Origin of the sequence: Streptomyces sp. TLI_053 (genome assembly GCF_900105395.1) — a bacterium.
GTDB lineage: Bacteria > Actinomycetota > Actinomycetes > Streptomycetales > Streptomycetaceae > Kitasatospora.
This window is the reverse complement of sequence record NZ_LT629775.1, coordinates 5498279-5515823: the sequence shown is the minus strand read 5'-3', so window position 1 is coordinate 5515823 and position 17545 is coordinate 5498279. Positions and strand designations below refer to the sequence as shown.

General features: G+C 72.4%; 19 protein-coding genes. 7 read left to right on the top strand and 12 right to left on the bottom strand.

Features of this window, described 5'->3' with window-relative positions:
• Window position 1: 1 nt before the first annotated feature.
• The 5 genes from resB to hemL all read right to left on the bottom strand — a co-directional run bounded on the left by resB (window position 2) and on the right by hemL (window position 5519).
• A complete protein-coding gene (resB, locus tag BLU95_RS22535; protein WP_173862108.1) occupies window positions 2–1804 on the bottom strand; it encodes a cytochrome c biogenesis protein ResB in 1803 nt (600 codons plus the stop codon).
• Window positions 1805–1807: 3 nt separating this feature from the next.
• The gene (locus BLU95_RS22530; protein ID WP_037779811.1) at window positions 1808–2581 is read right to left on the bottom strand and encodes a cytochrome c biogenesis CcdA family protein; all 774 of its coding nucleotides are present in this window, start codon (window positions 2579–2581) and stop codon (window positions 1808–1810) included.
• Window positions 2578–3183 (bottom strand): TlpA family protein disulfide reductase, encoded by a 606-nt coding sequence (locus BLU95_RS22525; protein WP_353653502.1) that lies wholly within the window; start codon window positions 3181–3183, stop codon window positions 2578–2580. Before BLU95_RS22525 ends, BLU95_RS22530 begins: the two co-directional genes overlap by 4 nt.
• Window positions 3184–3447: 264 nt before the next feature.
• A complete protein-coding gene (locus BLU95_RS22520; protein ID WP_093865052.1) occupies window positions 3448–4095 on the bottom strand; it encodes a histidine phosphatase family protein in 648 nt (215 codons plus the stop codon).
• Between the two features lie 95 nt (window positions 4096–4190).
• Window positions 4191–5519, bottom strand: coding sequence for a glutamate-1-semialdehyde 2,1-aminomutase (gene hemL, locus BLU95_RS22515; protein ID WP_093861622.1), 1329 nt, complete (start codon window positions 5517–5519; stop codon window positions 4191–4193).
• Between the two features lie 467 nt (window positions 5520–5986).
• Here hemL and BLU95_RS22510 point away from each other — a divergent pair, with 467 nt between their 5' ends.
• Window positions 5987–6469, top strand: a complete 483-nt coding sequence (locus BLU95_RS22510; RefSeq protein ID WP_078881187.1) for a hypothetical protein — start codon at window positions 5987–5989, stop codon at window positions 6467–6469.
• A gap of 88 nt (window positions 6470–6557) precedes the next feature.
• Here BLU95_RS22510 and BLU95_RS22505 read toward each other — a convergent pair whose 3' ends face one another.
• The 5 genes from BLU95_RS22505 to BLU95_RS22485 all read right to left on the bottom strand — a co-directional run bounded on the left by BLU95_RS22505 (window position 6558) and on the right by BLU95_RS22485 (window position 12544).
• The gene (locus BLU95_RS22505; protein WP_231977739.1) at window positions 6558–8351 is read right to left on the bottom strand and encodes an LCP family protein; all 1794 of its coding nucleotides are present in this window, start codon (window positions 8349–8351) and stop codon (window positions 6558–6560) included.
• A 176-nt stretch (window positions 8352–8527) separates the two neighbouring features.
• Window positions 8528–10006, bottom strand: coding sequence for an MFS transporter (locus BLU95_RS22500; RefSeq protein WP_093861620.1), 1479 nt, complete (start codon window positions 10004–10006; stop codon window positions 8528–8530).
• Window positions 10007–10113: 107 nt separating this feature from the next.
• Window positions 10114–10602 carry a MarR family winged helix-turn-helix transcriptional regulator gene (locus tag BLU95_RS22495; RefSeq protein WP_093861619.1) on the bottom strand — a complete coding sequence of 163 codons (489 nt, stop codon included), beginning with the start codon at window positions 10600–10602 and terminating at the stop codon, window positions 10114–10116.
• Window positions 10603–10700: 98 nt separating this feature from the next.
• On the bottom strand, window positions 10701–12017 hold the full coding sequence (locus tag BLU95_RS22490; protein WP_231977738.1) for a glycosyltransferase family protein: 1317 nt from the start codon (window positions 12015–12017) through the stop codon (window positions 10701–10703).
• A gap of 287 nt (window positions 12018–12304) precedes the next feature.
• Window positions 12305–12544, bottom strand: a complete 240-nt coding sequence (locus BLU95_RS22485; protein WP_093861618.1) for a chaplin — start codon at window positions 12542–12544, stop codon at window positions 12305–12307.
• A gap of 476 nt (window positions 12545–13020) precedes the next feature.
• Between BLU95_RS22485 and BLU95_RS22480 the strand changes: the two genes are divergently transcribed.
• From BLU95_RS22480 to BLU95_RS22470, 3 genes are all read left to right on the top strand, one after another.
• A complete protein-coding gene (locus tag BLU95_RS22480; RefSeq protein ID WP_093861617.1) occupies window positions 13021–13263 on the top strand; it encodes a chaplin in 243 nt (80 codons plus the stop codon).
• Window positions 13264–13372: 109 nt separating this feature from the next.
• Complete coding sequence (locus BLU95_RS22475; RefSeq protein WP_093861616.1) at window positions 13373–13645, top strand: chaplin; 273 nt, start codon at window positions 13373–13375, stop codon at window positions 13643–13645.
• 117 nt (window positions 13646–13762) lie between these two features.
• Window positions 13763–14137: a hypothetical protein gene (locus tag BLU95_RS22470; protein ID WP_093861615.1), complete on the top strand. Its 375-nt coding sequence runs from the start codon at window positions 13763–13765 to the stop codon at window positions 14135–14137.
• 76 nt (window positions 14138–14213) lie between these two features.
• Here the strand turns inward: BLU95_RS22470 and BLU95_RS22465 are convergent, their stop codons facing one another.
• Complete coding sequence (locus BLU95_RS22465) at window positions 14214–14870, bottom strand: hypothetical protein (protein ID WP_093861614.1); 657 nt, start codon at window positions 14868–14870, stop codon at window positions 14214–14216.
• 300 nt (window positions 14871–15170) lie between these two features.
• On the opposite strand from BLU95_RS22465, the gene BLU95_RS22460 reads away from it, so the two are divergent.
• From BLU95_RS22460 to BLU95_RS22450, 3 genes are all read left to right on the top strand, one after another.
• Entirely contained in the window at window positions 15171–15515 is a 345-nt protein-coding gene (locus tag BLU95_RS22460; RefSeq protein ID WP_093861613.1) for a rodlet layer protein, read from the top strand.
• Window positions 15516–15596: 81 nt separating this feature from the next.
• Window positions 15597–15941, top strand: a complete 345-nt coding sequence (locus BLU95_RS22455) for a hypothetical protein (protein WP_037779809.1) — start codon at window positions 15597–15599, stop codon at window positions 15939–15941.
• Between the two features lie 252 nt (window positions 15942–16193).
• On the top strand, window positions 16194–16460 hold the full coding sequence (locus BLU95_RS22450; protein WP_093861612.1) for a hypothetical protein: 267 nt from the start codon (window positions 16194–16196) through the stop codon (window positions 16458–16460).
• Between the two features lie 71 nt (window positions 16461–16531).
• Here the strand turns inward: BLU95_RS22450 and hemB are convergent, their stop codons facing one another.
• Entirely contained in the window at window positions 16532–17512 is a 981-nt protein-coding gene (hemB, locus tag BLU95_RS22445) for a porphobilinogen synthase (protein WP_093861611.1), read from the bottom strand.
• Between the last annotated feature and the right edge of the window lie 33 nt (window positions 17513–17545).

The window sequence follows — 17545 nt, the reverse complement described above, 5'->3', positions numbered from 1 at the left end:
TCTACTCCTTGGAGTTCTGATCGGCGGGAACTGCGGATTCTGCGGGTGCCGAGGCCTCCTCGGCCTCCGCCGAGCCGTTCTCGGACTCGTGGTCGGGCCCGGCCTCGGGTGCGTTGCCGGACTCGTCGTCGGACTCGTCGTCGGACTCGTCGTCGAGCGCCGGGGCGTCGTCCTGGAGGTCCACCGCCAGCGCGGCCAGCTCCTCGGCGATCTTCGCCGACTCGCTGCGGCCCAGCCCGGCCAGCTCGACCTGCGTCCCGCCGCCCGGCAGGGCCACCGCCCGCACCCAGATCCGGCGCCGCTGGACGAACAGCGAGCCGATCAGGCCGGCGATCGCCAGCACCGCGCCGGCCAGCGCGATCGCGTTCCCCGGCCGGTGCGAGACGTTGAAGCTGGCCCACTGCTTGTAGCCCTCGAAGGTGACCGTCCCGTAGCCGTCCGGCAGGGTCCAGCCCTGGCCCGGCTTCAGCCGGATCTTGGCCGGCTCGCCGTCCTGCTGGAGCTGGGTCAGGTTCTTCGTGTTGAGCTGGTAGATGTTCTGCGGCAGGCCGGAGTCGGTGCCCAGGTCGCCCGCGTAGGCGTTGAGCACCAGCACCGGGTCCGCGTCACCGGGGAACAGCGAGCGCGGGCCGGTGTTCCGGTCGAAGGCCACCGGCGCGGTCGGCAGGAAGAAGCCGGACAGGCCCAGCTGGGTCCGCTTCCCGTCCTTGTCCCCGTAGTCGGAGACCTTGATGACGCCGGTGGAGGTCAGGTTGCCGTCCTGCGGCAGGAACGGGGTGGCACCGGTGTAGACGACGTCGCCGGCCGCGTTGCGCACGGTGATCACCGGGGCGTAGCCGTGCCCGATCAGGAAGAACTTGCTGCCGCCGATCTCCAGCGGGTGGTTGACCTCGATCCTGCCCTGCTGGAGCTTCGCCGGGTCGCTGCCCTCGTAGTAGTCGACGTTCGCGGTGAACTGCCGCGCGCTGCCGATCTGCGAGCCGTTGTTCTGGAACTTCGAGGTGAAGGTCTTCAGCTTCACGTAGAAGGGGTCGAGGTCCTCGGTGCCGTAGAACCGGGTGCCGGTGAAGTCGTCGAGCTGGGTGATCGTGTTGGAGTAGCCCTCGCCCTCGACCAGCAGCTTGCCGCCGGTGCCGCTGGCCAGGCTCGCCCAGGCGAAACCGCCGAGCAGCGCGAACAGCGACAGGTGGAAGACCAGGTTGCCGACCTCGCGCAGATAGCCCTTCTCGGCCGCCACCGCGCCGCCGTCCAGGTGCGCCCGGAAGCGCCGCGCGCGCAGCAGCCGGTGGGCGGCGGCGTTGACGGTCGCGGCGTCCGCGTCCGTCCGCCAGGCCGCGTACACCGGCATCCGGGTCAGGTTGCGCGGCGCCGCCGGCGGCCGGGAGCGCAGCACCCCGACGAACTGCCAGGTGCGCGGCACGATGCAGCCGGCCAGCGAGACGAACAGCAGGATGTAGATCGCGGAGAACCAGACCGAGCTGTAGACGTCGAACAGCTGGAGCTTCTCGTAGATCGGCGCGACCGTGGAGTGCTGCGCCTTCCAGGTCTGGACCTTGAACTCGTTCTGGCCGTTCTGCGGGATCAGCGAGCCCGGGATCGCCGCCAGCGAGAGCAGGAAGAGCAGGATCAGCGCGACCCGCATCGAGGTCAGCTGGCGCCACATCCAGCGCAGCCAGCCGACCACGCCGATGCCGGTCGGACCGTCGGACTCGGCCGGGGCGGTGGTGAGCCGCTCGGCCGCTTCCTCGGTGGCGCCCTGCGCCTCGTCACCGACCCGTTCACGGTCGGTCGTCGTGTTGGTCACGGGTCAGATTCCGATCTGGAAGCCGGCGAACTGGTTCTGCAGGTCACTCACCATGGCGTCCCAGACTCCGGTGACCAGCAGCAGACCGACCACGACGAGCATGCCGCCGCCGATCCGCATGACGAGCGGGTAGTGCCGCTTCACCCAGCCGAAGGCGCCCAGCGCCCGGCGGAAGGCCAGCGCGGCCACGATGAACGGTACGCCGAGGCCCAGGCAGTAGAAGACCATCAGCAGCGCACCGCGCTGGGCGTCGGCCTGGTTGAGCGCGAGGTTGGTGACGGTGGCCAGGGTCGGCCCCATGCACGGGGTCCAGCCGACCCCGAAGACCACACCGAGCAGCGGCGCGCCGAGCAGTCCGACCACCGGGCGGCGGTGGGTGCGCACCTCGCGCATGCTCAGACCGGGCACCAGGCCCATGAAGGCCAGGCCCATCACGATGGTGAGCGCCCCGAGCACCTTGCTGATGACCGCCTGGTGCTCCTTGAGCGTGTCGCCGAACTGGCCGAACAGCGCGCCGCTGGAGACGAAGACGGCGGTGAAGCCGAGGATGAACAGCCCCGCGCCGGCCAGCATCCGGCCGCGCCGGGCCCCCCGCGCGTCGGCGAGGTCGGCGGCCGAGAAGCCGGTCACGTAGGAGAGGTAGCCGGGGACGAGCGGCAGCACGCAGGGCGAGAAGAACGACACCAGGCCCGCCGCCAGCGCGATCGGCGCCGCGACCAGCAGCGCCCCGCTCTGGATGGTCCCGATGTTGTCGGCGAGCTGCAGCGTCCCGCTCACCGCTGCTGCTCCGCCAGCACCGGCTGGAGCATGGTCTCGAGGGCGTCGTCGGTCTGGCCGCCGACGGCGCGGGCGGCGAGCCGGCCGTCCCGGTCGACCACCAGGGTGGTCGGGATGGACTGCGGGTTGAGGCTGCCCTTGGGGAACTTCAGCAGCTGGGCGCCGGCCGGGTCGTAGATGCTGGGGAAGGTGACGCCCTTCTCCTGCTCGAAGCGGACGGCGTTCTTGATCTCGGTGTCCCGGGTGTTGATCCCGAGGAACTGCACGCCCTGGTCCTTGTACTTGTCCCAGATCCGCTGGAGGTCGTCGGCCTCCGAACGGCACGGGCCGCACCAGGAGCCCCAGACGTTCAGCACGACGACCTTGCCCCGGTAGTCGGAGAGCTTGGCCGGGGCGCCCTCCAGGGTGTCGCCGCCGATGTCCGGCGCTTCCTGGCGGTGGCCGACGGCGGCGGTGGAGATGTTGCTGCCCTTGGCGGTGACGAAACCGATCTGTCCGTCACCGCTGGCCGAGGAGCCGGAGGAGCTGCAGGCGGTGAGGGCCAGCGCGGCAGCGGCGGCGGTGACCGCGGCGGCGGCGAGACGGGGACGGGGGCGCGTCATGCCAGACATGTGAAAAGTTTCGCATGGAGTCACGGGCAGGTACCGGGGGGTCCGGCATTCTCTGCCGGACCCCCTCTGACCTGCGACGGGACCGATCTTCGGGGTGTCGCGGGAGTGTGACCCAGGTCTTACTCACACGGCGCTTACACCGGATCGGGAACCATGAACACCGTTCCGCTCGTCCGGGCTCCCTCGGCGTACCCGGAACCGGCTGCCCCGGACCGGCCCCTCGGCCGGCCCCGGAGCCGGTGCCAGGCGCCGGTGTCAGGCGCCGAAGCTCTTGCCCACCGGCTTGCTCTTGCCGCCCTTGCCGACCAGGTGGGCCGGCAGCAGGTCGCGGGCCGGCTCGCGGTAGCCCACCGAGACGATCCGGTCGCCCTCGTAGGTGAAGCTGGTCAGCGAGGCCAGCGAGCACTGCCGGTTGCGCGGGTCGTGCCAGAGCCGGCGGCGCTCCACGAAGGAGCGGACGATCCAGATCGGCAGCTGGTGGCTCACGCACACCGCCTCGTGCCCCCGCGCGGCGTCCCGGGCGGCGGCCAGCGCGCCCATCATCCGCACCGCCTGCTCCAGGTACGGCTCGCCCCAGGAGGGCTTGAACGGGTTGGTGAGGTACTTCCAGTAGGACGGGTTGCGCAGCGAGCCGTCGCCCACTCCGAAGGTCTTGCCCTCGAAGATGTTCTCCGCCTCGATCAGCCGCTCGTCCGACGCGAGGTCCAGCCCGTGGGACCGGGCGATCGGCGCGGCGGTCTCCTGGGCACGCTCGAGCGGGGACGCCACCACGTGGGTGATGTCCCGCCCGGCCAGGTCCTCGGCGACCCGCTCGGCCATCTCCCGGCCCAGTTCGGACAGCCGGTAGCCCGGGAGGCGGCCGTAGAGGACGCCCTCCGGGTTGTGCACCTCACCGTGCCGCATCAGGTGGACGACGGTGATGTCCTTGGCGCTCACTTCTCAGTACTCCTGGGACTCGTAAGGGCTGGGCGCCGGGCCTGGTGGCCCGGGGCGGTGGCTCAGGCCGTGGCTTCGGCGGCGGCCCGGGCGGCGGCGGGCAGGGCGGCGGCGATCCGCTCGATCGCCCGCCCGTCGTGCGCCGAGGAGACGAACCAGGACTCGAAGGCCGACGGCGGCAGGTAGACGCCCTGCGACAGCATCGAGTGGAAGAACGCGGTGAAGCGGAAGGACTCCTGGGTCTTCGCCTCGTCGTAGTTCGTGACGGCGTCCTCGGTGAAGAACACCGAGAACATGTTCCCGGCGGTCTGCAGCCGGTGCGTCACGCCCTCCTTGGCGAGCGCGGCGGAGACCAGGCCGGAGACCTCGGCGGCGACCCGGTCGACGGCCGTGTAGACCTCGTCGGTGCAGCCCCGCAGCTGGGCCAGGCCGGCCGCGGTGGCGATCGGGTTCCCGGAGAGGGTGCCGGCCTGGTAGACCGGGCCGGCCGGGGCGAGGTGGGCCATCACGTCGGCGCGGCCGCCGAAGGCCGCCGCGGGGAAGCCGCCGCCCATGACCTTGCCGAAGGTCAGCAGGTCGGGCGCCCAGCCCTCGTGCGCCGCCTCCAGGCCGTACCAGCCCGCCCTGGACACGCGGAAGCCGGTCATCACCTCGTCGGAGACGAACAGCGCGCCGTTCTCCCGGCAGAGCCGGGCCAGGCCGCCGTTGAAGCCGGGCAGCGGCGGGACGACGCCCATGTTGCCGGGCGAGGCCTCGGTGATCACGCAGGCGATCTCGCCGGGGTGGGCCCGGAAGGCCGCCTCGACGGCGGCGAGGTCGTTGTAGGGCAGCACGATGGTGTCGCCGGCCTGGGCGCCGGTGACGCCAGGGGTGTCCGGCAGGCCGAAGGTGGCCAGGCCGGAACCGGCGGCGGCCAGCAGCGCGTCCACATGGCCGTGGTAGCAGCCGGCGAACTTCACGACCTTGGCGCGGCCGGTGAAGCCCCGGGCCAGCCGGATCGCCGACATGGTGGCCTCGGTGCCGGAGGAGACCAGCCGGACCTGCTCGACCGGGGCGACCCGGGCGACGATCTCCTCGGCCAGCTCGACCTCGCCCTGCCCGGGCGTGCCGAAGGAGGTGCCGCGGGAGACCGCCTCCCGCACCGCGTCCAGGACGGCGGGGTGCGCGTGGCCGAGGATCATCGGACCCCACGAGCAGACCAGGTCGACGTACTCGCGGCCGTCGGCGTCGGTCAGGTAGGGGCCGGTTCCGGACACCATGAAGCGCGGCGTACCGCCGACGGCGCGGAAGGCGCGCACCGGGGAGTTGACGCCGCCGGGCGTGACGGCCGAGGCACGATCGAAGAGCGACTGGGACTGGGGTGCTTCGTAGGGGTAGCTCACGGGAGACATGGTCTCAAATCGTGTCCTTCACCTCTGCATGTCGGACCTCATCATCTGGAACGATGATCCGGGCGCCCGAGTCTGTACGGTTATCCGTACAACAGGACCCCTGGCTGCGACGGCCACCCGGACCAGTCAGACTATGTACCCGGAGTGTCTCCGGGGTTCGTCCGGCCGCGAGGGTGGGCAGGAACCCCGGGTCGATGCAGGGGTGTGAAGAGGACTGCCGCGTACCGCGACTGGGTACGGCGGCGCATGACGGGTAAGGAGCACGTCCGGAGGACACCGGACGTGCGGGGGTCTGTCGATTCCGGCGAATTCCGGTGAGGATGGTCCGAGTGTCCGAGGCGCAGGACGGCTACGACGAGGCCGCGGGTGGCCCCCGCCGGCCCGCCGAGACCGCACGCGGGGGTACGGGAGCGGGAACGGGGCGTGGCGGCCGTGGCCGTGAGAGGCGGGGTGAGGGACGCGTGGGGGTGACGTACAAGTACTTCGGCGCACCCGACCGGGCGACCGCGGCCCGGGTCCCGACCGCGCTGGGCCCCGGCGGGCTCGGCCTGGACGCGGGCGAACTCGGCTCGCTCGGCCGGCTCGGCGATCTGATGGAGACCAGCGGCTCGCCCAACGGCCACCTCTCCACCAAGATCAAGCCGGAGACCATGAGCGCGATGGTCCTCACCGGCATCCAGGGCGTTCCGCTGCACCAGGTGCCCCCGCTGGAACTGGTCGTGCTGCACCCGGACTACGCGGTCGTCCAGCTGCCCCACAACGTCGTCGAACCACTGCGGAAGGCCGACGAGACCGAACTCGGCGCCGCCGCCTTCATCTGGTCCACCGTCCCCGACCGCCGGGGCCCGCGCGACGCCTTCGTGATCTACAGCATGCTGCACGAGTGGCAGGACTTCGCCAACCGCCTGCACGAGGCCGGGCACCAGCTGTACTGCCTGGTCTGGCCCTGACCGGCCGGTTCCGCGGGACGTTCGACGGGCGGGCCCCCGGTGCGATGCCGGGGGCCCGCCCGTCGGTTCCGAAGGGGGCGACGGAGGATCAGCCACCGGAGCCGTAGCTGGTGTTGGCGCAGATGTCGTCGTCCGCCGAACGGGCTTCCTCGGTGACCGAGCTGGGCAGCGGGGCGGGGGCGGCCGGGGCCGCCGGGGTGCCCGGAGCGGCCGTGCCGGCACCGCCGTCGGCGTCGGCGTAGTCCTTGCCGAGCACCACGCTGATGCCCGCCGCCGTGGTGGAGGTGAGGGTGGCCCCGGGAAACAGCGCGGCCACCTTCTCGGCGTTGGCCTTCTGCCCGGCGCCGTACTCGACCGTCGTGGTGAGCTTGTTGGTGGACTTCGCCTGGCTGACGGCGGTGACGGTGAACTGCGCCGCCTTCAGCGCCTCACCCGCCTTGGCGCCGAGGCCGTTGACGGTCGTTCCGTTGTAGACGGCGACCCTGATCGGGGCCGCGACGGCGCGCGCGGGCGGCGCGGTGGTGGCCGGCGGGGCCTCCGGGGTGGCCGCGGGGGCGGCCGGGGCCTCCGGCGCGGCGGCCTGCTCGCCGGTGGCGTCCTTGCCGTCCAGGGTGCGGTCGGCCTTGATGGCCTCCCAGAGCCGGTCCACGTCGGGCTTCACCAGGTCGAGGTTGGCCTCGCTGTAACGCCACGGCGGGGTCACGAACTTGAGGTCGTGCAGGTCGATGTTCTTCAGCGAGAGGGCGAAGGACATCAGCTTGTCGACCGAGTTGAGCCCCTCGTCCACCCGCAGCGACTTGGTGGCCGCGTCGGCCAGCGGCAGCAGGGTGGTGGGCTCCAGGCCCTTCTTCTTGACCGTGCTGATCATCGAACTCATGAACGCCTGCTGGCGCTTCATCCGGCCGATGTCGGAACCGTCGCCGATGCCGTGCCGCAGCCGGACGTAGTCGAGCGCCTTCTGGCCCTCCACCTTCTGCCGTCCGGCCGGGAGGACCTGACTGCCCTTCTTCTGGAGGTTGGGGTTGATGTCGTTCTCGTAGATGGCCTTGGGCAGGCAGACCTCGACGCCGCCGACCGCCTTGGTCATCGCCGCGAAGCCGGAGAAGTCGACCACCAGGGTGTGGTCGACCCGGATCCCGGTGAGCTTCTCCACCGTGTTCTGGGTGCAGGCGGCGTTGCCCTCCGGCGAGTCGCCCTGCGAGAACGCGGCGTTGAAGAGGACGTCCTTGCCCTTCTGCTCCTTGGTCCACTTGCCGTTGGGGAGTTTGCAGGGCGGGATGGTCACCAGGGTGTTGCGCGGGATCGAGACGCCGATGGCGTTCTTGTGGTCGGCGTAGACGTGCAGCAGGATCGTGGTGTCCGAACGGGCCCCGTCGGCGTCGCCGCCGCCCAGGTCGGAGTTGCCGCCGCCACGGCTGTCGGAGCCGATCAGCAGGATGTTCACCGGCTTGTTGCCGTTGGCGTCCGCCGCGGACGCCGGCGGGCGGTCCTTGCTGAGCCCGTCCGAGTCGATGGTCTTGATGTTGCCGCTGAGCTTGAGGTAGATCGCCCCACCGGTCCCGGCTATGAGCACCAGGGCGCCCACGGCCGTCCAGCCGACGATCTTCTTCACGTTGCGCTCGGGCTTCTTGCCGCGCCCGCCCGCCCTGCGGTGGCCCGAGCCGTTCGCCCCGCCGTCGCCGCCGGGTCCGCCGCGGCCGCCCTTGCCCTGGGCCGCGCGCCTGGCCTCGGCCCGGCCGCCGGCCCTGGGCGCCGGGATCGAGCCACCGGCGGCGGCCTTGCCCGTACCGGAACCGCCCGCCGCGGAGCCGTTCGCGGAGCCGCTCCCGGACGCTCCCGAACCCGCCGAGCCGGTCGGGTCCTCGGAACGCGGCCTGGCCACGCTGGACCGACTCCTGTCTCGGCGACCCGACATCCCCGCACCTCTCACGGCTGTGTCCTCGAACGATCGGCGGCCAGGACGTCCGCCCCGGCGCCACGTGGAGCATACAAGCCGACCGGAAACGACCTGTCGCCGCTCCGGGGCCGTCGGTTGCGCGGACGGCCCCGGAGGGCTCCTCACTTCTTCGGACGCGGCAGCAGGGCGGTGACCACGAAGGCCAGGGCGAGCAGACCGGTGGCGACCGCGAAGGCGAGCCGGAAGCCGCCGGTGAGCGCCTCCGCCGCCGGCCGGCCGGCGGCGACCAGGGCGTCGCCGCGGGAGGTGGCCAGGGTGGAGAGCACCGCCACCCCGAGCGCGGCACCGACCTGCTGGGTGGTGTTGAACAGTCCGGAGGCCGTCCCGGCGTCCTCCTCGCCGGCGCCGGACATGCCCAGCGCGGCCAGTCCGGAGAGCACCAGCCCGCCACCGCCGGCGAGCAGCATGGTCGGCAGCAGATCGACCGGGTAGCCCGCGTCGGCCGGCAGCCGGGTCAGCAGGCCGAGCGCCGCGACCAGCAGCCCGAGACCGGCCAGCAGGACGGCACGCTCGCCGAACCGGGCGCTCAGCCGGGCCGAGAGCAGCAGGGAGACGGCACCGATCGCGACGGCGGCCGGGAGCATGGCGAGACCGGTGGCGGCGGCCCCGTAGCCGCGCACGTTCTGCAGGTAGAGCGCCACCAGGACCTGGAAGCCGAACATCCCGGAGATGACCAGCACCTGCACCGCGTTGGCGGTGGAGACGGCCCGGGAGCGGAACATCCGCAGCGGCAGCAGGGGTGTCGCGGCCAGGGCCTGGCGGACCAGGAAACCGGCCAGCAGGACCAGCGCGAGCAGGCCGAGGACGAGCGTCCGGGCGGAGGTCCAGCCGTGCTCGGCGGTGCCGACCAGGGTGTAGATGCCGAGCATCAGCGCCGCCGTGATCAGCACCGAGCCCAGGGCGTCGGCGCCGGCCCGCAGCCCGGGGCCGCGGTCGGGGGCCAGTACGCGCAGCGCCAGCAGCGCGGCGGTGAGGCCGAGCGGCAGGTTGATCAGGAAGATCCAGTGCCAGTCCAGCGCCTCGGTGAGCACACCGCCGAGCACCTGGCCGATCGACGCGCCGGCCGCGCCGACGAAGCTGAACGCGCCGATGGCACGGCCCCGCTCGCCGGGCTCCGGGAAGAGCGTGACGAGCATGCCGAGGCTGACCGAGGAGGCCAGGGCGCCGCCGACGCCCTGCAGGAAGCGGGCGGCGATCAGCAGTTCCGGGCCGGTGGCGAGGGCGCACAGCAGCGAGGCCGCGGTGAACAGCGCCAGCCCGGCGACGAACACCTTCCGGCGGCCGACGAGGTCCCCGAGCCGGCCGGCGAGCAGGAGCAGCCCGGCGAAGGCGATCAGGTACGCGTTGACGGTCCAGGTCAGGCCGGCCGGGGTGAAACCGAGGTCCTGCTGGATGGCCGGAAGGGCGACGGTGACGATCGAGCCGTCCAGGACGATCATCAGCATCCCCGCGCAGAGCACCGCCAGGGCGAGGGCGCGGGAGCGGGTCGGGGCGGGCGCGCCCGGGGCGGCCGCGGTCGACGTACGGGCGGTCGACGCTTGAGTGGTCGACACGTGGGTGGTCGACGCATGCGTGGTCATAGCGGGTCTCCCGGTGGGTCGAGTACCGGGTAGAACGCTAGCAGATTGTTTTGTTGTGGACTATCTTTTCCGAGAGGATCCTCTTGCAGATGATCCTCTTCCTGATTTCAGCCCCGGGAGCGACGGGCCCTGCGGACCGTCCGCTCGCTCTCCACCGGCTCCGCCAGCGGCCCGCCCACCAGCCGGGTCAGCGCCGCGACGAAGGCGGTGCGCTCGTCCTCCGGCAGCGCCTCCAGCACGTCCCGGTGCACCCGGTCGGCGATCGCCGTGCCCCGCTCGACGGCCCGCTCCCCCGCCCCGGTCACCGAGATGATCCGGGCCCGGCGGTCGGCCGCGGACGGCCTGCGCTCGGCCAGCCCGGCCTTCTCCAGCTCGTCGACGGTCACCACCATGGTGGTCTTGTCCAGGTCCGCCAGCTCGGCCAACTGGATCTGGGTGCGCTCGGCCTCCATCGCGTGGAACAGCACGCAGTACGCGCGCGGGGTGATCCCGAGCTCGGTGAACGCGGCCGACATCCGGGTCGCGAGCACATGGCTGGCGTGGTCCAGCAGACCGGAGATGTCACGGATCTGCCGCACGGGCGGGCTGGTCGTCATGGTTCCGAGGTTAGCAACGGCCGTCCGCCGGCGGACGATCCCGTGCGGGACCGTTTCCCGGGGGCACGGGTGCCGCGGCGACGCCCGGGCACCGCCGGTTACGGGATGCCGAGCTCGAACAGCGCGTACCCCGCGTACCAGCCCGCCGCCACCGCCGGCATCGCGAACAGACCGGCCACCGTGCCCGGCCGCAGCCGTCGCAGCGCCACCGCCAGGCCGACGCACAGCGGGAAGGCCGGCAGCAGGTAGCGCGAGATGTTGCCGTAGATCTGGTTGCTGCTCAGCGCCATGAAGACGGTCAGCAGCGTGTAGATCACCAGGACCAGCGGCGGCCGCAGCCGCAGCAGCAGCACCAGAAGTCCGGGCAGGGCGATGAGCAGGCACACGGCGATGAGGTCCGGCGCCGGATTGGACTGCCAGAACGTCCAGTGACCGGTGATCGTGTCCAGGGTGCTGCTCAGGGTGGACTCGCCCCAGTCGAAGTAGCGGTTCCAGGCGCCGCGCTGGAGCTTGAAGTAACCGGTCCAGTCGCCCATCCGCCAGCCGACCCAGGCGATGTACCCGAGCATGCCCCACGGGGTCATCAGCATCGCGGTCAGCGGCCGGGCCACCCCGTCGGTGCGCCGCACCAGCGCCACCAGCGCCGAGATCGACACCGCGGCGATCACCGTGGCCGCCGTCGGCCGGTTGAGACCGGCCACCAGGGCGAGCGTGCCGGCGGTCAGCCAGCGGCGGGTCATCACGCAGTAGCAGGCCCAGGCCGAGAGGGCGACGAACAGGGAGTCGGAGTAGACCGCCCACTCCACGCCCGAACCCGGGAACAGGCCCCAGATCACCGCCGCGGTCACCCCGGCCCGGAAGCCGCCGAGCCGCTCGGCGATCGCGAAGATCCCGGCGGCGGCGACGAAGGAGGCCAGCACCGAGACGACGATCCCCGAGCCGTACGGTCCGAGCCCGGTCACCGCCCCGACCAGCCGCATCAGCCAGGGGTAGAGCGGGAAGAACGCCGCCGAGTTCTCGTAGTAGGTGGCCAGCGGGTAACCGTGCAGCGGGATCAGCTGCGGGTCGTAGCCGTTCTCCGCGATCCGCTGGTACCAGATGCCGTCCCAGGTGCCGAGCACGTCCCAGGGGCGGGCGCCGCCGCCGCGCCCCGGGTCCTTCTTCAGGAAGTCCTCGGTGTGCGAGAGCAGCAGCAGGAAGACGGTCAGCCCGGTCGCCTTGACCACCGCGTACGCACCGAGCGCCGGCGCGAAGCGGTCGACCAGGGCCCCGATCCGGCCCGGACCCGCGGCCGGGGCGTCCGGCCCGCCGGTCCCCTCCGGCTCCGCCGACCCGGACGGCGACGACGGCGGGGAGGCCGACGAGGGCACGCCCGCGCCCCCGCCCGACGACTCGGTGCTCGATGCCGTGCTCATCAGCTCTGGTACTCCCCGCCCCACTCGCGTCCGGCGCGCCGACCGACACCGCGACGCCGGGCGAGCCTACGACACCCCGCCCGCCGCGGGGGCGGGCAGCCCGCTCCGTGACCGGACGGGCGGGTCGTGGACGGACCGGCCGCGGGCGGCGGCGCACCTCCGGGCCCGGCCCGCCCCGGAGGCGACCGGTGCCGACGCACCGGGGCGACAACGCCGCGAGCCGCCACTCCGCACCCCAGGAGGGAAGCGCGGGAGCGGCGGCTCGCACCGGCCGGACCGAGGATCGGTCAGCCGTTGTTGACGCAGGTGTTGCCGAAGGACGGGTTCAGCAGACCGATGATGTCGATCGTGTTGCCGCACAGGTTGACCGGCACGTGGACCGGGACCTGGATCTGGTTGCCGGAGATGACACCGGGGGAACCGGCGGCAACACCCTCGGCGCCGGAGCTGGCCATCGCGGAACCCGCACCGGCGGCCACGATGCCGACAACAGCGGCGCCGACGGCGGCCGTCTTCTTGATGCTCATGAGGAGCCTCCTGACTGTTCGACAGAGATGCACGGGGAGTGCGACTTCTCCAACGAGACCCGGTCGACCCGGTTGCGAGGGCACCCCCACTGTCACCCGTCCGGAGGAACGGACCCCCGGCCGGGCATTCGGGTGACTGCCGCATCCGACCGTTTCCCCCGGCGCGCTGTCTCGTTCTCACAGTCGGAACACGCTCCACCCGCCCGCCACGACGAGGAGATCCGCCGCCGGTCCAAGCCCGTCCGGAATTCCTCCCGGTCGCGCGTCGATGCGAATTCTTCCCGGCCGTGCGGGAATCGTTCGCGACGCACGGTACCGCGGCGGCCGCTCATCGCCCGCGCCATGGGCGACACGCGCCATCTGGGCCGCTCGAGTGACAATCACGGCATTCCCAGAAGCCACCGGGCCAGGATTTCACCTCGCCCGGATCCCGACTATTCCACAGACGGTCGGGCAGAAATCGGAGGAAGAACCACATGCGTAACCTCAAGAAGGCCGCCGCCCTGTCCCTCGCCGCCGCCGGCCTGGTGGTCGGTGCGGCCGGTGGCGCGTTCGCCAGCTCCGGTGCCCAGGGTGTCGCCGCCGGCTCCCCGGGTGTGCTCTCCGGCAACCAGATCCAGATCCCGGTGCACATCCCGGTCAACGTCTGCGGCAACTCCATCGGGGTCATCAGCATCCTGAACCCGGCGTTCGGCAACACCTGCGTCAACCACGGCTGACCCGGCCGTCGCCGTTCCGGCGACCGTCGATCGGCCGTGCCCGGGCCGCACCCCGCACGTGCGGGGTGCGGCCCGCTCAACCCGCGTGTGATCTAGGAGATCAACCCCCATGCAGAACGTGAAGAAGGCCGCCGTCCTCTCCGCCGCCGCCGCCGGCCTGGTGCTCGGCGCCGCGGGCGGTGCCGCCGCCAGCTCCGGCGCGGAGGGCGTCGCCGCCGGCTCGCCCGGTGTCGCCTCCGGCAACCAGCTCCAGGTTCCGGTGCACATCCCGGTCAACCTGTGCGGCAACTCCATCAACGTGATCGGCCTGCTGAACCCGGCGTTCGGCAACACCTGCATCAACGCGGAGGCCGACCACCACCACGACATGGACGACTGCTGATCCCCATCGGCACGCGTTCCGCCCGCACTGCCCCCCGGCCCGCCGGCCGGGGGCGGTTCGGCGTACCCGGGCGCGGTCCGGCCGCCCGGGGCACCCCTCCCCCGAAGGTGATTGCGCATGGTTTCGAAGAAGAGCGGGGCCGGCCTCGCCGCCGCCCTGGGCGCCGCGGTGCTGCTCGGCGGCGCCGGCGCGGGCGCGGCGCACGCGGCCCCCGCCGAGGGCGGTGCGGCCCTGGCCAGGACCGACGTCAACCAGGCGCTCGGCGGTACCACCGCCGGGCTCGGTTACGCCGTGGCGCCGGTCAAGGACCTCCGCCTGGACCCGTGGGCCAACTCCTCGGCCGACGTGCTGAACAACGGCGCGACCGTGCAGCCGGAGAACTCCGGCCTGGCACCGGTCGGCACCGACCTGCTGACCGGGCCGCTCAGCGCGGGCGGCGGTCCGCGCGACCTGCCGCTGGTCGGCGGGGTGCTCAACACGCTGCCCGGCTGAGCCGCCGGCACCGCGCACACGGGAGCCCGGCACCCCGTCCTCCCGGACGGGGTGCCGGGCTCCCGGCCGTCCCGGGCTACAGCTGGGCCAGGCCCGCCAGACCGGTCTCCTGGACCACTCCGGTGGTGGTGGCCGTCGTGGTGGTGGCCAGGTTGTCCACCGAGTCGGTCACCGAGATCCGCTCGTCCTCGTTGCCCAGCGTGGCGCTGGCACCGGGCACCGCCTGCACCGCACCGGTCACCAGCCGCGGGTCGATCTCGTCCACCTTGAGCCGGCCGTCGGCGAGCTGGCCGCTGCCGTCCCGGGCCAGCGACAGCGGCTTGCCGAGACCGATCCCGGGGGTGTCGGCGTGCAGCGGCGCCGCCGGGGCGTCCAGCAGCAGCTCACCGAGGTCGGCCCCCTGGTCCAGCAGCGGCAGCGGCAGCTCGGCCTTGGCGGTCGGACCGACCCGGCCGGTGCCGAGCGGGGGCACGATGCGCTCCGGGATCAGCGCGTCCCCGGTGGTGTGGGCGGGCACCGGAGGCATCACCAGCGAGGTCGGGATGCCGCCCGAGATCCGGCTGTCCAGCGGCGCCAGCGGGATGTCCACCGGCACCTGCTGGGTGCCCAGCTGCTCCTCCAGCGCCCCCACCTGCTCGGGCCCGACCGGGGCGGCGGAGGCCGCCCCCTGGGAGGCGAGCATGCCCGCACCGACCGCCAGCAGCATCGCGCCGGCCCGCTTGGAGAACCTCATGCTTTTCACCGTTCTGCCTGTCCGTGGTGGAGATCTCTACAGGGAAGGCTGCGCGGGCGCAGCCGAAAGCAATGTGCTCAACGAGCCACCGGGATCCCGGATTGCGGGCGTTAACCGGTTCGGGCTAATAATCCGACAAGAAACACCCGGCCGTCGCGCCTCCCGGACTCTTTTCAGAAATCCCCGTAACCTTCCGTGCCGTCATTCTTTGATCTGAGCGTCAGTGACCGCAGACCGGGTCTGAGCGTTGTACGCGTTGTACGCACGGAAACCAAGAGCTTTTCAGAGAGGGATCTCCCCATGATCCAGAAGTCCTTCGCGGCCGCCGGCCTGGCCGCCGCCGCGCTGGCCGCCGCCGCGGCGCCGGCCTCGGCCATCGGCGACTCGGACGGCTCCGCCGGGTCGTTCCAGGGCAACGGCGGCACCAACTTCACCGGCACCGTCGGCGACCACAGCCCGAACTTCCACTTCCTGGACAACGCGAACGTCTGCCTGCCCGAGATCCACAACATCGCGGTCGGCGTGCTCGGCGTGGCCGTCCCGGTCGAGGTCCCGATCGCCAACAGCGGTGGCAAGCAGTACTGCACCCAGGGCCAGGGCACCCAGAGCAAGGGCGACTCCGGCGTCTCCCACCTGATCGGCTGACCTGCTCGTCCCAAGCTGCGTCACCCCTCCTGATCCATCCTTCGAATCGCTCCCCGATTCACCCCTGAGAGGAACACCGAAATGATCAAGAAGTCTCTCGCCGCCGCCGGCCTGGCCGCCGCCGCCATCGCGATGTCCGCCGGTTCGGCCTCCGCCATCGCCGACTCGGACGGCGCCGCCGTCTCCGCCCAGGGCAACGGCGGCACCAACCAGACCGGCACCCACGGCGACCACAGCCCGAACTTCCACACCCTGGACAACGCGAACATCTGCCTGCCGGAGGTCCACAACATCGCGGTCGCCGTCCTCGGCGTGGCCGTCCCGGTCGAGGTGCCGATCCTCAACAGCACCCCGAAGCAGATCTGCAACGTCGGCCAGAACACCCAGTCCTCGGGCGACGCGGGTGTCTCGCACCTGATCGGCTGATTCGGCCGCACGGCGCGACGGAGGGCCCGGGGACGTCTGGTCCCCGGGCCCTCCGGGCGTACCGGCCCGGACGTCCGGCCGGGCCGCACCGGCGGCGTCCGGCCGGGTGACAGGCCGTCGGCGCGGCGCGTGGGGCGCCGCGGCCGACGACAGCGTGCGGTCCCGTGTCAGGGCCGGTCCACGGCACCGGACCGGACCGCACGTCAGAGGCAGAGCGCCCGCACGGGGCGCTCCGGAAGAGAGGGCAGATCCATGAAGAGCAAGCTGGTCAAGGTCACTCTGACCGCCGTCGGCGCGCTGGCGCTGGCCGGCCTGGCCGCCCCGGCGGCGTCCGCGCACGTCGGTCTGGCCGGCGGCGCCGAGTTCGCCGCCTCGGCCCACCCGGTGTTCGCGGCCGGCGAGTGGGGCGGCATCGCCCACACCTCGCACATCCTCACCGGTGCGCACGGCTGGGGCGCCGCCACCTCCACCGACGCGGTCGGCGGCGAGGAGGGCTTCGCCCACATCGGCGGCTGGTAGCACGCACGGAGGCCGGGCCCCTGTCGAAGGGGCCCGGCCTCCGCCGTGTCCGGGGTCCGGTGCCGGTCCGGCTACTTCACCATCGCGGCGGCCTCGAGGGCCCAGTAGGTGAGGATCTGCTCGGCGCCGGCCCGGCGCAGCGAGGTCAGCGTCTCCAGGATCATCCGCTCCCGGTCGATCCAGCCGTTGGCGGCGGCCGCCTCGACCATCGCGTACTCGCCGGACACCTGGTAGGCGGAGACCGGCACCGGCGAGGCGTCGGCGACCTGGCGCAGGATGTCGAGGTAGGCCATGCCCGGCTTCACCATCACCAGGTCGGCGCCCTCGGCGACGTCCAGCTCCAGCTCCCGCAGCGCCTCCCGGGCGTTGGCCGGGTCCTGCTGGTAGCTCTTGCGGTCGCCCTTCAGCGAGGAGCCGACCGCCTCCCGGAACGGGCCGTAGAACGCCGAGGCGTACTTGGCGGTGTAGGCGAGGATGCCGACGTCCTGGTGCCCGGCCTCGTCCAGGGCCCGGCGGACCACGCCGATCTGGCCGTCCATCATCCCGGACGGGCCGACCAGGTGGACCCCGGCGTCCGCCTGCACCCGGGCCATCTCGGCGTAGCGCTCCAGGGTGGCGTCGTTGTCCACCGAGCCGTCCGCGGCCAGGACACCGCAGTGGCCGTGGTCGGTGTACTCGTCCAGGCAGAGGTCCGACATGACCACCAGGGCGTCGCCGACCTCGGCGACCACGTCCCGGATCGCCTGCTGGAGGATGCCGTCCGGGTTGGTGCCCTCGCTGCCGGTCGCGTCCTGCGTCTCGGGGACGCCGAACAGCATCACGCCGCCCAGGCCAACCGCGGCCGCCTCGGTGACGGTCTTGCGCAGGGTCTCCCGGGTGTGCTGGACCACGCCCGGCATCGACGAGACCGGGACCGGTTCGCGCACGCCCTCGCGGACGAACAGCGGCAGGATCAGCTCCGCCGGGTGCAGCCGGGTCTCCGCGACCAGCCGGCGCATCGCCGGGGTCGAGCGCAGCCGGCGCGGGCGGACGTACGGGAATTCAGCGGACACGGCTTCTCTCTCCGAACGGTGGTGCTGGTGCCG

What these genes read in the sequence shown, in the direction of transcription:
- BLU95_RS22485 (WP_093861618.1), bottom strand. Translation starts at nt 12,544, where the DNA reads ATGAGCATCAAGAAGACGGCCGCCGTCGGCGCCGCTGTTGTCGGCATC.
- BLU95_RS22470 (WP_093861615.1), top strand. Translation starts at nt 13,763, where the DNA reads ATGGTTTCGAAGAAGAGCGGGGCCGGCCTCGCCGCCGCCCTGGGCGCC.
- BLU95_RS22465 (WP_093861614.1), bottom strand. Translation starts at nt 14,870, where the DNA reads ATGAGGTTCTCCAAGCGGGCCGGCGCGATGCTGCTGGCGGTCGGTGCG.
- BLU95_RS22490 (WP_231977738.1), bottom strand. Translation starts at nt 12,017, where the DNA reads ATGAGCACGGCATCGAGCACCGAGTCGTCGGGCGGGGGCGCGGGCGTG.
- BLU95_RS22455 (WP_037779809.1), top strand. Translation starts at nt 15,597, where the DNA reads ATGATCAAGAAGTCTCTCGCCGCCGCCGGCCTGGCCGCCGCCGCCATC.
- BLU95_RS22500 (WP_093861620.1), bottom strand. Translation starts at nt 10,006, where the DNA reads ATGACCACGCATGCGTCGACCACCCACGTGTCGACCACTCAAGCGTCG.
- BLU95_RS22520 (WP_093865052.1), bottom strand. Translation starts at nt 4,095, where the DNA reads ATGCGGCACGGTGAGGTGCACAACCCGGAGGGCGTCCTCTACGGCCGC.
- BLU95_RS22450 (WP_093861612.1), top strand. Translation starts at nt 16,194, where the DNA reads ATGAAGAGCAAGCTGGTCAAGGTCACTCTGACCGCCGTCGGCGCGCTG.
- BLU95_RS22460 (WP_093861613.1), top strand. Translation starts at nt 15,171, where the DNA reads ATGATCCAGAAGTCCTTCGCGGCCGCCGGCCTGGCCGCCGCCGCGCTG.
- BLU95_RS22525 (WP_353653502.1), bottom strand. Translation starts at nt 3,183, where the DNA reads ATGACGCGCCCCCGTCCCCGTCTCGCCGCCGCCGCGGTCACCGCCGCC.
- BLU95_RS22495 (WP_093861619.1), bottom strand. Translation starts at nt 10,602, where the DNA reads ATGACGACCAGCCCGCCCGTGCGGCAGATCCGTGACATCTCCGGTCTG.
- hemL (WP_093861622.1), bottom strand. Translation starts at nt 5,519, where the DNA reads ATGTCTCCCGTGAGCTACCCCTACGAAGCACCCCAGTCCCAGTCGCTC.
- BLU95_RS22475 (WP_093861616.1), top strand. Translation starts at nt 13,373, where the DNA reads ATGCAGAACGTGAAGAAGGCCGCCGTCCTCTCCGCCGCCGCCGCCGGC.
- BLU95_RS22480 (WP_093861617.1), top strand. Translation starts at nt 13,021, where the DNA reads ATGCGTAACCTCAAGAAGGCCGCCGCCCTGTCCCTCGCCGCCGCCGGC.